Source organism: Brevibacillus sp. FIR094, assembly GCF_050477165.1.
Lineage (GTDB): Bacteria > Bacillota > Bacilli > Brevibacillales > Brevibacillaceae > Brevibacillus.
The window spans coordinates 21235-35371 of sequence record NZ_JBEAES010000028.1 but is presented as its reverse complement, the minus strand read 5'-3'; the positions used below and the strand labels follow the sequence as shown (position 1 = coordinate 35371).

Sequence of the window (14137 nt, the reverse complement as noted above, 5' to 3'; positions counted from 1 at the left end):
CCATTTTTTAGAGGGAGTAGGAGGAACTGTCGTGGACTTTATACAAATAGCATTGGTTTTGGTGGTGCTTTTCGTGCTCGCCATACCGATGGGAAAATATTTGGCACGCTCCTTTTCGCTGGAGACGACCCGATTGGACCGTGTTTTTGGCGGAGTGGAAAAAGCGATATACAAGATATCTGGTATTCGCGTAGCAGATATGACCTGGAAGCAGTACGCAATGGCTATTCTGGTCAGCAACATTTCGATGGTAGCTATTGCTTATCTCTTGCTTCGTTTGCAAGGGATGCTGCCGGGAAACCCAAGTGGAATCGCGGCGATGGAGCCGTTGCTTTCCTTTAACACGGCTGTCAGCTTTTTGACGAATACGAATCTTCAGCATTACAGCGGGGAGAGCGGATTGTCGTATCTATCGCAAATGCTGGTCATTATTTTCCTGATGTTTACGACGCCAGCGACAGGGATCGCGGTCGTGATGGCCTTCATGCGCGGCCTGACAGGGCAGCGCAGCATCGGTAACTACTACGTTGACTTGGTACGTGCTCATACACGAGTGTTGATTCCACTGGCGATTATCGTGACATTGCTCTTGGTGTCCCAAGGCGTGCCGCAGACGATGGAGCCGACGGCAACTGCGACAACCATAAGCGGAACGGAGCAACAAATCGCTCGCGGTCCGGTCGCTTCCCTCGTATCGATCAAGCATTTGGGAACAAACGGGGGCGGATTCTTCGGGGTAAACTCCGCGCATCCATTTGAAAACCCGACACCGCTAACAAACGTGATCGAAATTTTGTCAATGTTCTTGATCCCGGCGTCACTGCCATTCGCATTCGGCTTCATGGCGAAGAGCCGCAAGCAAGGCTGGGTTATTTTTGGAGCGATGTTCGTGATGTTCCTGGCGTTTCTGATTACGGCGTATGCCAATGAAGTAAACGGCAACCCGGCGCTGGAACGAGCTGGCCTGTCACAAGTAATGGGCAGTATGGAAGGAAAAGAAGTCCGTTTTGGTATCGCACAAAGCGCCTTGTTCACTGCCGTGACAACAGCGGCAACGACAGGAACTGTGAACAACATGCACGATACATTGACGCCACTTGGCGGTTTGGTTCCACTCGGTGAAATGATGCTCAACTGCGTATTCGGCGGAGATGGCGTTGGAACGATTAACATTTTGATGTATGCGATTTTGGCTGTATTCTTGGCGGGCTTGATGGTAGGGCGTACGCCTGAATTCCTCGGCCGCAAGATTGAAGGAAAAGAGATGAAGCTGATCGCCATCGCGATTCTCGTTCATCCCCTGATTATTTTGGCGCCGACCGCCATTGCATTGGCGACAGAAATGGGATCATCCGCAGTGTCGAACCCAGGCTTCCACGGCATTTCACAAGTGCTATACGAATACACTTCCTCGGCAGCTAACAACGGTTCTGGTTTTGAAGGATTGGGTGACAACACGCCATTCTGGAACATATCTACCGGACTCGTCATGCTGTTCGGCCGATACGTCTCGATCATTACGATGCTGGCGGTAGCAGGCTCCTTGCTCGCAAAAACGCCGGTACCGGAAACGATGGGTACACTGCGCACAGATAATAGTGTATTCACAGTGATTCTGATTGCGACTGTGGTGATCGTAGGCGCACTGACATTCCTGCCTGTGCTTGCTCTCGGCCCAATCGCCGAGTGGCTCACGATCCGCTAATAAGAGGTAGTTCATAAAGCTGACTTTTTGAACTTCGATTTGAAAATGAATACTAGAGGCAAAGGAGTAATTTTCCATGAGTAGAACGCGCACGGTTGCGCTTCCTAAAGATTTGTACCAGCGGGCCTTTGTCGAGTCTTTCAAAAAACTGGACCCGCGTGTGATGATGAAAAATCCTGTCATGTTCGTGGTAGAGATCGGGTTCTTCATTACGCTCCTCCTGACGTTTGCACCCAATTTGTTTGGGGGAGCTTCGGACCCGTTTTTCAACGGCGTTGTCAGCTTTATCCTGTTCGTGACGATTTTGTTCGCCAACTTCGCAGAAGCATTGGCAGAAGGTCGTGGCAAAGCACAGGCAGAGAGCCTGAAAAAAACGAAGCAGGACACGCAAGCAAAAAAAGTAGGGAAAGATGGTCGCATTCAAGTCGTCAGTTCCACAGAACTGCGAAAAGGCGATCTGGTCATCGTGGAAGCAGGCGAGCTGATTCCTTCCGACGGGGAAATCATCGAGGGTGTCGCCTCTGTGGACGAATCAGCGATTACGGGTGAATCCGCTCCGGTCATTAAAGAAGCAGGTGGCGATTTCAGCTCTGTCACAGGAGGTACACGTGTCGTCAGTGACCGCATCCGCGTCCGTGTGACGACGGATCCCGGTGAATCGTTTTTGGATCGCATGATTTCGTTGGTAGAGGGCGCGAAAAGACAGAAGACCCCGAATGAAATCGCGTTGAATACGCTGTTGGTCAGCTTGACGTTGATTTTCCTGATCGTCTGCACGACCTTGCAGCCTATTGCGAACTATGTGAATGCAGCCATTCCGGTTGCGACACTGATTGCTTTGCTCGTTTGCTTGATTCCGACCACGATTGGCGGACTCTTGTCAGCGATTGGGATTGCGGGTATGGACCGGGTCACACAGTTTAACGTCATCGCCATGTCTGGTAAAGCCGTAGAGGCATCTGGTGACATCAACACGATTATTTTGGATAAAACAGGAACGATCACGCATGGTAACCGGATGGCTGCCGAGTTTGTCACTGTAGGCGACAGCAAAAGCACAGAATTGAACCGCGTAGCTGCACAAAGCTCGGTTCATGATGAAACACCGGAAGGACGCTCTGTTGTAGAGCTGGCGAAAAAACAAGGTCTGGCACCTACTGAACTGAAATTGCCTGGTTCCGAAGGCGTGGAGTTCCGCGCTGAAACAAGAATGAGTGGAACGAATCTGGCAAACGGCGTACTCATCCGCAAAGGGGCCGTCGACGCCATCAAAAAATACGTGGTAGAGCAAGGGGGCAACATCCCTGCTGACTTGGATGAAAAAGCAAACCGAATTGCAACGGCGGGCGGCACGCCATTGGCTGTAGTAGAAGGAAATACGATTCTCGGTTTGATTTACTTGAAAGATACCGTAAAGCCAGGCATGCGCGAACGCTTTGAAGAGCTGCGCCGCATGGGAATTCGTACAGTCATGTGCACGGGGGATAACCCGCTGACAGCAGCGACGATTGCCCGCGAAGCAGGTGTGGATGATTTCGTAGCCGAAGCCAAGCCGGAAGATAAGATTGCACTGATCCGCAAAGAACAAGCGGCAGGCAAGCTGGTCGCCATGACAGGTGACGGTACGAATGACGCGCCAGCTCTCGCACAAGCCGATGTCGGTTTGGCGATGAATACAGGTACGGTAGCGGCGAAGGAAGCAGCGAACATGGTCGATCTGGATTCTGACCCGACTAAGATCATCGAGGTCGTAGCGATTGGCAAGCAGCTTTTGATGACACGCGGTGCATTGACGACGTTCAGTATCGCCAATGACGTAGCGAAATACTTCGCGATCATTCCTGCGATGTTCATGCTGGCGATCCCACAAATGAGTGCGCTCAACATCATGGGCCTGGCTACACCGCAAAGTGCGATTTTGTCCGCGTTGATCTTCAATGCGATCATCATCCCGATCCTGATTCCGCTGGCGATGAAAGGCGTGAAATACACGCCAATGAGCGCAACAAAGCTGCTTAGCCGCAATCTAGTGATTTATGGATTGGGAGGAATTATCGTTCCGTTCGTGGGCATCAAGCTGATTGACCTGATTTTGACCGGATTGAATCTGGTGTAACTCATATTGAAAAAAGAAAGCTCAGGTGAACCGATATGATATTGAAAAATTTGCGTCTCAGCCTCGTTTTGCTGCTGATTTGCGGCATTGCCTACCCGCTGGCGATGACAGGTATTTCACAGGTTGTCATGCCTGCACAAGCAAGTGGTAGTCTCATCACCGATGCGAGCGGCAAGGTGGTCGGCTCCGAGCTGATCGGGCAGACCTTCACCGATCCGAAGTACTTCTGGGGACGCATTTCTTCTATTGATAATAATGCGGCAGGTTCTGGCTCGAACAACTATGCGCCATCCAACCCAGCCCTGATCGAACGTACGCAAAAGGATATCGCCGCGTTTCTGGCAGCGAATCCTGGCGTGAAGCAGGAGGACATCCCGGCTGATTTGTTGACCAACTCCGCTTCCGGTCTGGACCCACATATTTCGCCAAAAGCTGCCCAGATACAAGTAGAGCGTGTAGCCAAAGCGCGGAATCTCGAACCGGTACAACTACAGGCACTGATTGAAGCCAATACAGACGGAAGAAGCTTGGGTGTATTCGGGGAGCCGCGTGTCAATGTAGTGAAGCTGAATTTGGCCTTGGACGAATTGAAGAAGTAAAGATAGAAGGAGGGCTGCGAGATGGTAGAGCAGTTTCGGCGAAAGTCCCCGGAGGAAATCTTGCAGTCCATCTCCAGAATGCACCGGGGCAGGCTGAAAATCATTCTGGGGGCAGTCAGTGGTTCAGGGAAAACCTATCACCTGCTAATGGAAGGGCAGACGCTGAAGAAAAAAGGGATTGATGTAGTCGTAGCTGGCTCAGGTGAGGCCACTCATCCCAAGCTGGCGCAAAAGCGGGAAGGCTTGGAGCAAATCCAGCCAATCATCTGGTATTCCCTCGGGGAAGCGAGACATGATCTGGACGTTGCAGCCATTATCGAACGAGATCCGGAAGTTGTGCTCGTAGACGGTTTGGCTCATCGCAATCGTCCAGATGCCCCGCGACCAACCAGCTTAGATGATGTTCAGTATTTGCTGAACCACAATATAAGTGTGATTGCGACGGTCAACATTTACGAATTGGCCGGGATGAAAGAGATGGCTGAGCGACTGACGAAGGCAGAGGTACGGATCGACCAATGTGTCCCGGAAGATACGCTTGCCATGGCAGACGAGGTGAAACTGCTCGATGTTACGCCAGAAGCTATTCTGAAACGGCTGCAAGAAGACGATCGCAACCCGACTCGGACCAAGCATCCGTTGTTTCGCAGAGACAATCTGCATATGCTGCGGGAACTCGCTCTTCGATTCGTAGCTACGGGCGTAAACGAGGATTTGGAGGATTATCGGGAGAAGCACGGCATGGTGGGGGCTTCAGGAGCCACAGAGAAGGTGCTGGTTTCTGCCCAGTATCATTGGAACGGCTCGATATTGGTTCGACGTGGACAACAGGTTGCCAAGCGGCTCGGCGGAGAGCTCTTGGTCGTCTGTTTTCTCCCTTTATCCAAGAAGCTGACGAAGGAAGAAGCGACTTTTAAGAGATCCATCGGAAAGCTCGTGGACAAAGTCGGAGGTACCTTTGAAGAGCAGATGCTTGCACGTGAAAAGGACGTAGCAAACGAGCTCGTCGCTTATGCGATGGAGAATAATGTGACCCGAATCGTCATGGGGCAATCCAAGCGTACACGCTGGGAAGAGATATGGTACGGCTCCATCGTTCATAAGATTCTTCGGCAAACGAAAAATATCGATATCTTGATCGTGGCGGATCGTTCCGAGCGGGACGGTGAGCGCGTCATGCCGACCAAGCGAGAACAAGCGATAACGGCCAATCCGTACCGACGACTCTCCGATGAGGAGATGCAGGAGGAAATCGGGAAAATCAAGCGCGGGACGCTAAAAGTATATGTAGGAGCTGCACCTGGTGTCGGCAAGACGTACACGATGCTGAGAGAAGGCAACGAGCTCGCCGAAAATGGCATCGATGTGGTGATTGGGCTTTTGGAAACGCATGGACGGAAAGAAACCATTGAGCAGGTAGGGGGACTTCCTCTCATCTCGCGCAAGCGCATTCCGTACAAAAACGTAACGCTGGAAGAAATGGACACGGACGAAATTATCCGGCGAAATCCGGAGGTCGTACTGGTGGATGAACTGGCACATACGAATGTGCCAGGGAGTGCCTATGAGAAGCGATACCACGATGTCGAGAAGATTTTGGCTGCGGGTATTTCCGTTATATCCACGATGAACATTCAGCACCTCGAGAGCCTAAACGACAGCGTCGAGCAAATTACGGGAATCCGCGTGCGAGAGACGGTGCCGGACCATATTCTGCATCAAGCAGACGAGGTAGAGCTGATTGATATTTCCCCCAAAGCACTGCGTCAGCGGATGCGGGAGGGCAATATTTACGCGATGGAAAAGGTGGAGCAGTCGCTGACCAACTTTTTCAAAACAGGGAATTTGATCGCGCTTCGAGAGCTGGCCTTGCGTGAAGTGGCGGATGACGTCGACGAACGCTTGGAGGCGTGGGAGCGCCGAACACTGCGCGGGCCTTGGAGGCAGCAGGAAGTCATTTTTGTCTGTGTGAATTTGCGCGCAGACAGTGAACGATTGATTCGCCGAGGGTTCCGGATTGCGTATCGGTTGAAGGCGTCCTGGCATGTCGCTTACGTGCAGGATCATCCGTCGCTGACAGAAGAGGAAGAGACACAGCTGGCGAAGCTGAAGGCACTAACAGAGCGGCTCGGAGGTCGTTTCGAACGATACGAAGCCCCTTCCCGACGCAAGGTTTTCACCAAGCTGATTTTGCATATGAACGAAAAAGGAACGACACAGGTCGTCATCGGGCAGTCGGCACGGACTCGATGGAAGGAAATTCTCGAGGGTTCGGTCATCCAGCGATTATTGCGGGAGGTCCGACACATGGATGTGCTGGTCGTGGCCGATCACGCACCCGATATGATGTGAGGGAGGTTAATGATGGGCACAGAAAAAGAAGGGCAATGGGACCAAAGCGTGGCAGACGCCTATAGCCGTTTGGAGTGCCTGATACTAGAGCCAACTACGGAGGCAGATTTGTTTTCCAGGCTGATACGGGTCTACCTGGAGGAAGAAGAGGTGCGCATACGGCAAAAGCTAAAGCGCAAATCCTCACAGCGAATCTCTCGCGTCATGCATGAGCGGGTGGGTGAGTTTTTGTCTGGGCAGTTGGCCGGGCTTTCGTTTCAAGTGATCGACGGTCTGTTGTTTATGAAAAAAGACGAACAACTGGTAGCAGCACTCAAATGCATCCCGGATCTCGGCAGCTACGATACACCGTCTTGGAATGCGACACTTGCCCGTTTTGCCAAGCAGTATCAGAAGCGGTTCAAGCTGGCGCCAGAGAAGCTGTTGTTCGTTGTCTGCTCGCTCGCAAAAAGCTTGGATGCAGCTCATGCCAAGGCGTTGACCGGAATTGACGTGTGGTGTGGCGCGGCACTAACCACTCCAGCCTATCGGGATGCGTTGCAGGTGTACGTCAACAAATATGTGGAAGTCATGGACGCGCTCCCGCAACCTGTAAACCAGGTGTATTTTTTAAGTGCAGATGTCCATCCGAATGCGCTCGCTTGCCAATTGCTGCGCGGGGAAAAAGCATCCATGCCAGATCGTTGGTTACAGCCGTCTGTCAGTGATCTCATCCAATTATTGCAAGCCAAGCTGTGATATACTTCTAAGGACATTCATACCATGAATTTCCTTGGGAGGGACTATTTATAAAAGTAAAAGTGGCTGGTATCCCGCATTTCACAGGGGCGTATGTCTCTGGTACAGAATTAGCTCCGGACGCACTTCGTACAGCAGGATTGATCGAGCAGTTGCAGCAGTATGGCTTGGATGTGCAGGATGTAGGAAATCTGCATCTTCCCGATGAATTGCCGCGCCATAATATTCCGCCGGTTCGTAATTGGCCGGCTCCGCGTATGTTTTGGGATTTGCTGCAAAAGGACGCGCAAGAGTGGATCGATACAGACGACTTTGTCTTGATGCTCGGTGGCGATTGCAGCTTGATCGTTGCAACGGCGCAGGCTCATCGGGCTATTCATCAAGAGAGGGCGTATCTGCTGGTGCTTGACGGTCATCTGGATGCAGTAGTTCCATCGGCTTCTCGCTGTATTGGGGCAGCAGGGATGGGATTGTGGTTTTTGCTTCAGGATCGCGGACAATGGATCGAACCAAGCGGCTGGGATGCAGAGCGAATCCGCCTTGTCGGCTGCCAGCAGATGCCTGCGGAGACGTTTGGCGTAGAGATCATGACCTTGGCTCAGCTCACAGAAGGAAGCATCGTGGAGCGAGTTTCTCATATGCTCCAATCGATCCCGCCTGATGCCAAAATCCTCGTTCATTTCGACGTAGATATTATGCACAAAGACGCAATGGCAGCTGCCTATTCCCCAAGTGAGATTGGATTGTCGCTGTCCGAAGCGGAGACATTGCTTGCGACTATTCTGCGAGATTCGCGCGTGACCAGTATGGAAGTGACAGAGTTTTCAGGGGCGAGGGATACCGCTGGCGAGTATGCGCGGAGACTGGCAGAGTTGCTCGCTCGGGCACTATCTGCACGTGCTTAATGCCCTCCCATCTATGAAATAATAAATTCGATAACGAGTGAGCTCGGCAGTCCTGATTTCGTTCAGGCTGTCGAGCTCTTTTTTTGGATCTTCCTAAGTTTTAAAAGGTATCGATAAACTTACTAAGCTGGTGAGAAGAAAAAGCACAGGGCTCGCAGACCTTGACAACGCCTTCCCAGTCGGAACTTTAAAAAGAGGACCACGCTTGTCGAACACTTCTTCCCTGAGAAACGTCCGCCCGTAGGGTGGCTTTGGCTCGACGGTCCTCTTTTTAAAGTGGAGACGGACAGTCAATCCCCCATACTGGCGTGTCAGAGTCGAAGAGAACTGTGCTTTTTCTTCTCCTCCACAATGTTGACTCCATTCACTTTTAAAAGGAAAAAAAGATTTTTTTAAAAAATGAGAAAGGATTTTCCATCCCATTCGTACTAGTTGTGAATCACCCAAAACGGAAGCTGCGCAGCATTCCCCAAAGGCTGATCGGTGATAGATGGAGGAGTAGTAGAAATGCCGGAGGATCGGGAACTAATCGAGCAAATCCAGGCTGGCAATCATCAGTTGTACAGTCAGATTATCCACAGGTACAAGGGCAAAATCGTTACTTATTTGTACAAAATGATCGGTAACATGCCGGATGCACAGGATTTGGCTCAAGACGTGTTTACCAAAACCTTTTACCTATTGAAAGACTATCGGCCTGAGCACAAGTTTTCTTCATGGCTGTATCGAATCGCGAGCAATCACTGTCTCGATGAAATGCGAAGACGCAAAAGGACATTGTGGACACCTGCTAGCGGGGAGGAAAAAGGTAAGACTGTGATAACTGTAGAGGGTACACTAGGAAAAGACATGGTCTCCATCAAATATTGGTATGTAAAGGATGAAAATAGGAAGATTTACCATGCGACATTGAGACCAGAAAGCACTAGAGACAAAGATGGACGCGTGCTGGTCAAAGGCGAGCTGGTCATTCCGAAATTGGAGCAAGCACCGAAAAAGCTTACCATTTCCTATCCTGAATATACGGTGGAGCACGACGTGAATTGGGAAGTACCGTTTGAAATCAAATAGATCGAATGAGAGAAGAGGCTGAGAAAAGCCTCTTCTTTTCGCGTTTAATCAAAAGGTTTTTGGTAATTTAAAGAATTTATTCAAAAAAAGAGAAAGGTTTTTCCAGCCGATCCGTATTAGCTTATGAATCAACCAAAACGGAAGCTGCGCAGCATTCCCCGCTGGCTTGATCTGTGATAGATGGAGGAGTAGCAAAATGCCGGACGATCAGGAACTAATCGAGCAAATCCTGGCTGGCGATCATGAGCAGTACAGACAAATTGTCGACAGATACAAGGGCAAGATGGTTGGCTATTTGTACAGGATGATCGGCAACATGCAAGACGCACAGGATTTGGCTCAAGACGTGTTTATCAAGACCTTTTATCGTTTACACGACTATCGGCCTGAGTACAAGTTTTCGTCGTGGCTGTATCGAATTGCGAGCAATCATTGTTTCGATGAAATGCGAAAACGCAAAAGGACAGAACAGGTAGAAATCGATGAGGAGCAGCTGATTGACCAAGACACGCCAGAGACGACTTTATTGAAAAAGGAACGGGACGCCGAGCTGGAACGTAGCATCATGCTGCTGGATGAGGAGTATCGTGAGGTATTCGTCCTGTTTTATATCCATCGTCTGTCGTATCGGGAAATCAGCGAGCAACTGTCTCTCTCGGAGAGCTCCGTTCAGATGCGATTATTCCGCGCCCGCAAAAAGATGAGAGACAGCCTGACGAAAACGATGGGAGGGGGAGCTATTTATGAAATGCTTCATGTTTAATCAATTGAAGCTATACGTAAACGATGAGCTGGCCCCTGCCGAGAGCAAAGGATTGGAGCAACATGTAGAAAATTGCCCACAATGCCAGAAGCACCTACAAGAGTGGGTAGAAGGCATGCAGGAAGAGGATTTTCCTGACATTCCGGAGGCTCCTGTACTCGATGCGTTTACAGATGAGGTCATGGATAAGCTGTCTGATGCAGTTCCTCCACGTTCTACGCGAAAGCGCTCCTCCCTAACTAGAAGACAAAGGGGCTGGGATATTGTGAAGAAGACAGGATTGGTAGTAGCAGGACTTACGGCATTGGTGGTGACAGGAACGGTTGTATCACCTACATTTGCAAACTACGTGAACAGCTTGTTTCAGATGGAAGAGAACTCTGATAAAGGGATGAAAAACGCTGTCTATAAAGGCCTTGTCCAAAAGCTGGAGCAAAAGGCGACGGATCAAGGAATTACGGTTGAAGCAAAAGAGCTTCTGGCAGACTCGATGAGGATCGCCGTTATCTACGACTTGTACGACGAGAGCGGTAACAAGATTGAGGATCATCTTCTGGAAGCGAAGCTGATTGATTCGAACGGAAAAGATTGGTTGGAAGAAGTTGGAAATGGATGGAAAAGTTATGGACAGTTTTTCATCACGGAGCGGTATTTGAACGAGATTTTCGAATCACCTGAAGCTACTCCCGACCAACTGACCTTGTATTTGGAACAGACAGAAATTGCAGGTAAGACAGGAAAATGGTCTTTGGAAATTCCGATTGATATGAAGAAAGCCAAGGAAGCGACGAAAACGGTTGTCTTCCAGAATACGGCTTTTCAATCGCCACAAGGTCTAGGGATTGAACTGAAAAATATCGAATTTTCCCCAAGTGCGACACGGATCATGCTGGATACTATTTCTCCAAAATCAGCTTATTTGGACGTTGAACGAACGTCGATCCTATACGATCGGAAAAACCCGCGAGGCGGCCATATCACTGAAAAAGAGCGTGATCCTGCTTTTTCGGGAGAGAATATGATGTACGAAATCACCAATGAAAAAGGGGAAGTAGTAGCAGCTTGGGATATGAAATCATTGGATGATGGGCTTGATAAAAAGGAGAATGTTCTTCGGACACCGAGAACAGAAGAAGAAGCGGAAGAAGGACCAAAAGGCGATGTTTTGAATTGGTGGCATACATTTAGCCCGATAAAGGGCGAACAAAAATTAAAGCTTGAGCTTCAGAAGATTTATGAGAAAAAACTGGCTTCGCCTAAATTTGATCTGGTTCCAACAGAACTAGACAAGAATGGTGCGACTTTCAAGGATGAGTCAACAGGCAGTACCTTTACATTCTCTTCTTATGCATGGAAGCCAGGTAACGGCGAAGATCTAGGTGAGGCCGTAATGACCATAGAGGGTACATTAGGAAAAGGTATAGTCGAGAACCAGGATTGGTTTGTAAAGGATGAAAATGGGAAGGCTTACTCTGCGTCAGTGAGTACTGAAAGCACCAGAGACAAGGACGGACGGGTACAGATCAAAGGTGAGGTCTCGATTCCGCTCTTGAAGCAAGAATTGAAAAAGCTCACGGTATCCTACGCTACCTATATGGTGGAGCATGACGTGAAGTGGGAAGTACCTTTTGAAATCAAATAGTTCAAAGAAAAGGAAGAGGCCGACAGTGGCCTCTTCTTTTCATCACAGGAGCTGGTTTTTATGATTTGTGTACATATGGCCCCAACTGCTGATGAGTAAAGGTATAACGGGAATTTTCGTCCTTCAGCCACATATTGCCCTTCACAATGAGGATGTACACCGCAACGATGAAGTAGATCGTCCCGATGATCCAGTCTGACGTCGTTACCATGTCAGTGGAGATAATGTGCCTGATATACCATACCCCGATCGGGATGTGGAAGACGATAACGGCGAACAGGCCCGGATTGTAGAGCGTTTTGGCTTTTAGATTCGCAAAAATTCCATGCCAGATAAATTGGAAGAAGCCCATGAGAATCGGTCCCAAACTGAGCCAGATGACCGTCGGGAATAAGAGGGGAACCAGATAAAAGACATAGGCAATGACGAGGTTGATGATCATCGCAGACTGTGGATTCAGCGGGTATCGCTCTGGATGGCTGCTTTTGAAAATCAAACCATTAAACAGGCCGGCAAAATATCCAGGCCAACGGTACTCTTCATACTGATGAACAAGGATGGCGATGAAGCTTAGCCACAACAGCCGCTCGATAACAGGAAGGGTTCCCCATTGCAGCATGACATACAAACCTACGCCTACTGCCACCAACAAACCGAGATCAGACCAATATTTTCGCAAAAAGCCCATCTGTTTCTCCCCCTATTTCCTATTGTTTATGAAAATAGCGTGCGAATAACAAATCAATCTGTTGCTCTACCGAAGCGACCTCGATGCCAGCGCCTGTAGACAATATCGACTTGAGCAAGGCTGGCAGAAAAATCGCTCCAAACAGCTGCATGATCATCATCATGAGAACTTCATGGTTTTCTTCGCGGGTCATTTCTTTCAAAACTCCCTCAATCTTCACGAACCCGATGCTTTTTAGAAATTGGCCGTACTCATATTGAGATGTGAATACAGCGCCTCCAAGCGAAAAAATTCGGGAAACCAGCTCGGGATATTGCTGGATGATCTGCACGTAGCTCATGAAAAACTGCTTGAGTCGTTCTTGGGGAAGTAGAGATGTGTTATCCAAAATATCAAATGTGGCTGTAAAGCTTCCTAGAAATGCACTAAGGGCTTCATTAATGAGCTTATCCTTGGAACCGAAATAGTAGTTAACCAAAGCTACGTTAGTACCGGAATCGGCTGCGATTTTCCGCACCGTCACACTCTCGAAGCCCTCCATCTTGATCAAATCCAGTGTCGATTGCAAAATTTTCGCTTTCGTTTCGCTGTTTTTATCTACCTGTGACATGACCAACCTCCTCTTTATTGGAAGCAAAAACGATTTATTAAACAACGTTTTAAACGTTGTTTAATTTTATGGTAGCACTTTCCAATCGAGATGACAATGATTTGTTGGCACATCAGCTGAGCTTTTCGCGTATACCTAATAGGCAATGGGAAAGAGGTGACCACATATGAGCGGATGGCTCGCACTCCTGCTCGTTTCCCTGGCCATCAGCATGGACAGTGTCAGTGTAGGATTGACGTATGGTTTACGGAACATGAGAATGCCCTTTTTGTCGCTCGTCGTCGTTTCCGGTTGTTCGTTTGCTGTTGTATATGGTGTCATGCTCGTAGGCTCATCCCTCACCGAATGGTTAACCCCCGAGATCGGCAAGTATATTGGCGCCGCAGTCTTGATCCTCATGGGTTTATTTACTCTGTGGCGACTCATTGCGACAAGGTCGGGGACAGAGGCTCAGAAGGAGTCTACTGATGCGAGCAGCGATGCCGTTGTAGCTGCAGAAGAACAGGAAGAGCAGGAACCCATCGTATTATTGTCGCAGTTCCGCATTTTTGGTGTCATGATCCAGATTTTAAAAGATCCGTCCAAAGCCGATGCTGACCGTTCTGGGCATATTATGGGCTGGGAGGCCGTCATGTTGGGGCTTGCTCTGTCTTTAGATGCTTTCGGCGCAGGCATCAGCCTTACGTTTTTGGGATACTCGCCACTGCTCGTCGCCCTTTGTATCGCAGTGATGAGTGCCTTGCTTCTTGTGGTAGGAATTGCCCTCGGCAGCCGCGCAGGAAAAGCTAGCTGGTTGACGCGACTCACCTGGCTGCCGCCGATTTTGTTGATTTGCATTGGTGTAGCCAAAAGCTTGAAATAACCGACAAACCAAATCACAGACCCGTCCAGATAAATGGACGGGTTGTTTTATTTTCTAGCTCGTCTGCATACACATGAAAAGGAGTG

At 49.4% G+C, this 14137-nt stretch carries 12 protein-coding genes; 10 read left to right on the top strand and 2 right to left on the bottom strand.

All coding sequences use genetic code 11. From position 1 onward, the window contains the following. The first annotated feature begins 31 nt into the window (after window positions 1-31). The 9 genes from kdpA (at window position 32) to ACQ5DJ_RS21880 (ending at window position 11891) form a co-directional block, all read left to right on the top strand. Window positions 32-1705 carry a potassium-transporting ATPase subunit KdpA gene (kdpA, locus tag ACQ5DJ_RS21920; protein ID WP_429844307.1) on the top strand — a complete coding sequence of 558 codons (1674 nt, stop codon included), beginning with the start codon at window positions 32-34 and terminating at the stop codon, window positions 1703-1705. A gap of 76 nt (window positions 1706-1781) precedes the next feature. After that, window positions 1782-3821, top strand: a complete 2040-nt coding sequence (gene kdpB, locus ACQ5DJ_RS21915) for a potassium-transporting ATPase subunit KdpB (RefSeq protein WP_429844306.1) — start codon at window positions 1782-1784, stop codon at window positions 3819-3821. Between the two features lie 35 nt (window positions 3822-3856). Next, on the top strand, window positions 3857-4420 hold the full coding sequence (gene kdpC, locus ACQ5DJ_RS21910; protein ID WP_429820885.1) for a potassium-transporting ATPase subunit KdpC: 564 nt from the start codon (window positions 3857-3859) through the stop codon (window positions 4418-4420). 21 nt (window positions 4421-4441) lie between these two features. Next, window positions 4442-6772, top strand: coding sequence for a universal stress protein (locus ACQ5DJ_RS21905; RefSeq protein WP_429844305.1), 2331 nt, complete (start codon window positions 4442-4444; stop codon window positions 6770-6772). Between the two features lie 12 nt (window positions 6773-6784). Further along, window positions 6785-7510, top strand: a complete 726-nt coding sequence (locus ACQ5DJ_RS21900; protein WP_429844332.1) for a hypothetical protein — start codon at window positions 6785-6787, stop codon at window positions 7508-7510. A 62-nt stretch (window positions 7511-7572) separates the two neighbouring features. Continuing rightward, window positions 7573-8415: an arginase family protein gene (locus tag ACQ5DJ_RS21895; protein ID WP_429844304.1), complete on the top strand. Its 843-nt coding sequence runs from the start codon at window positions 7573-7575 to the stop codon at window positions 8413-8415. 507 nt (window positions 8416-8922) lie between these two features. Then, entirely contained in the window at window positions 8923-9486 is a 564-nt protein-coding gene (locus ACQ5DJ_RS21890; RefSeq protein ID WP_429844303.1) for an RNA polymerase sigma factor, read from the top strand. A gap of 196 nt (window positions 9487-9682) precedes the next feature. Beyond that, window positions 9683-10249 carry an RNA polymerase sigma factor gene (locus ACQ5DJ_RS21885; protein ID WP_429844302.1) on the top strand — a complete coding sequence of 189 codons (567 nt, stop codon included), beginning with the start codon at window positions 9683-9685 and terminating at the stop codon, window positions 10247-10249. Continuing rightward, a complete protein-coding gene (locus ACQ5DJ_RS21880; protein ID WP_429844301.1) occupies window positions 10230-11891 on the top strand; it encodes a DUF4179 domain-containing protein in 1662 nt (553 codons plus the stop codon). Before ACQ5DJ_RS21885 ends, ACQ5DJ_RS21880 begins: the two co-directional genes overlap by 20 nt. Window positions 11892-11949: 58 nt before the next feature. On the opposite strand, the gene ACQ5DJ_RS21875 is transcribed toward ACQ5DJ_RS21880, so the two are convergent. Both ACQ5DJ_RS21875 and ACQ5DJ_RS21870 read right to left on the bottom strand, forming a co-directional pair. Beyond that, a complete protein-coding gene (locus tag ACQ5DJ_RS21875; protein ID WP_429844300.1) occupies window positions 11950-12579 on the bottom strand; it encodes an HXXEE domain-containing protein in 630 nt (209 codons plus the stop codon). Between the two features lie 19 nt (window positions 12580-12598). After that, the gene (locus ACQ5DJ_RS21870) at window positions 12599-13189 is read right to left on the bottom strand and encodes a TetR/AcrR family transcriptional regulator (RefSeq protein WP_429844299.1); all 591 of its coding nucleotides are present in this window, start codon (window positions 13187-13189) and stop codon (window positions 12599-12601) included. Window positions 13190-13355: 166 nt separating this feature from the next. Here ACQ5DJ_RS21870 and ytaF point away from each other — a divergent pair, with 166 nt between their 5' ends. Beyond that, window positions 13356-14051: a sporulation membrane protein YtaF gene (gene ytaF / locus ACQ5DJ_RS21865; protein WP_429844298.1), complete on the top strand. Its 696-nt coding sequence runs from the start codon at window positions 13356-13358 to the stop codon at window positions 14049-14051. Window positions 14052-14137: the final 86 nt, after the last annotated feature.

Excerpts from the sequence above, each read along its gene's own strand:
- ACQ5DJ_RS21890 (WP_429844303.1), top strand. The coding sequence starts at position 8,923 with ATGCCGGAGGATCGGGAACTAATCGAGCAAATCCAGGCTGGCAATCAT.
- ACQ5DJ_RS21900 (WP_429844332.1), top strand. The coding sequence starts at position 6,785 with ATGGGCACAGAAAAAGAAGGGCAATGGGACCAAAGCGTGGCAGACGCC.
- ACQ5DJ_RS21870 (WP_429844299.1), bottom strand. The coding sequence starts at position 13,189 with ATGTCACAGGTAGATAAAAACAGCGAAACGAAAGCGAAAATTTTGCAA.
- ACQ5DJ_RS21885 (WP_429844302.1), top strand. The coding sequence starts at position 9,683 with ATGCCGGACGATCAGGAACTAATCGAGCAAATCCTGGCTGGCGATCAT.
- kdpB (WP_429844306.1), top strand. The coding sequence starts at position 1,782 with ATGAGTAGAACGCGCACGGTTGCGCTTCCTAAAGATTTGTACCAGCGG.
- ytaF (WP_429844298.1), top strand. The coding sequence starts at position 13,356 with ATGAGCGGATGGCTCGCACTCCTGCTCGTTTCCCTGGCCATCAGCATG.
- ACQ5DJ_RS21875 (WP_429844300.1), bottom strand. The coding sequence starts at position 12,579 with ATGGGCTTTTTGCGAAAATATTGGTCTGATCTCGGTTTGTTGGTGGCA.
- ACQ5DJ_RS21905 (WP_429844305.1), top strand. The coding sequence starts at position 4,442 with ATGGTAGAGCAGTTTCGGCGAAAGTCCCCGGAGGAAATCTTGCAGTCC.
- kdpC (WP_429820885.1), top strand. The coding sequence starts at position 3,857 with ATGATATTGAAAAATTTGCGTCTCAGCCTCGTTTTGCTGCTGATTTGC.
- ACQ5DJ_RS21880 (WP_429844301.1), top strand. The coding sequence starts at position 10,230 with ATGAAATGCTTCATGTTTAATCAATTGAAGCTATACGTAAACGATGAG.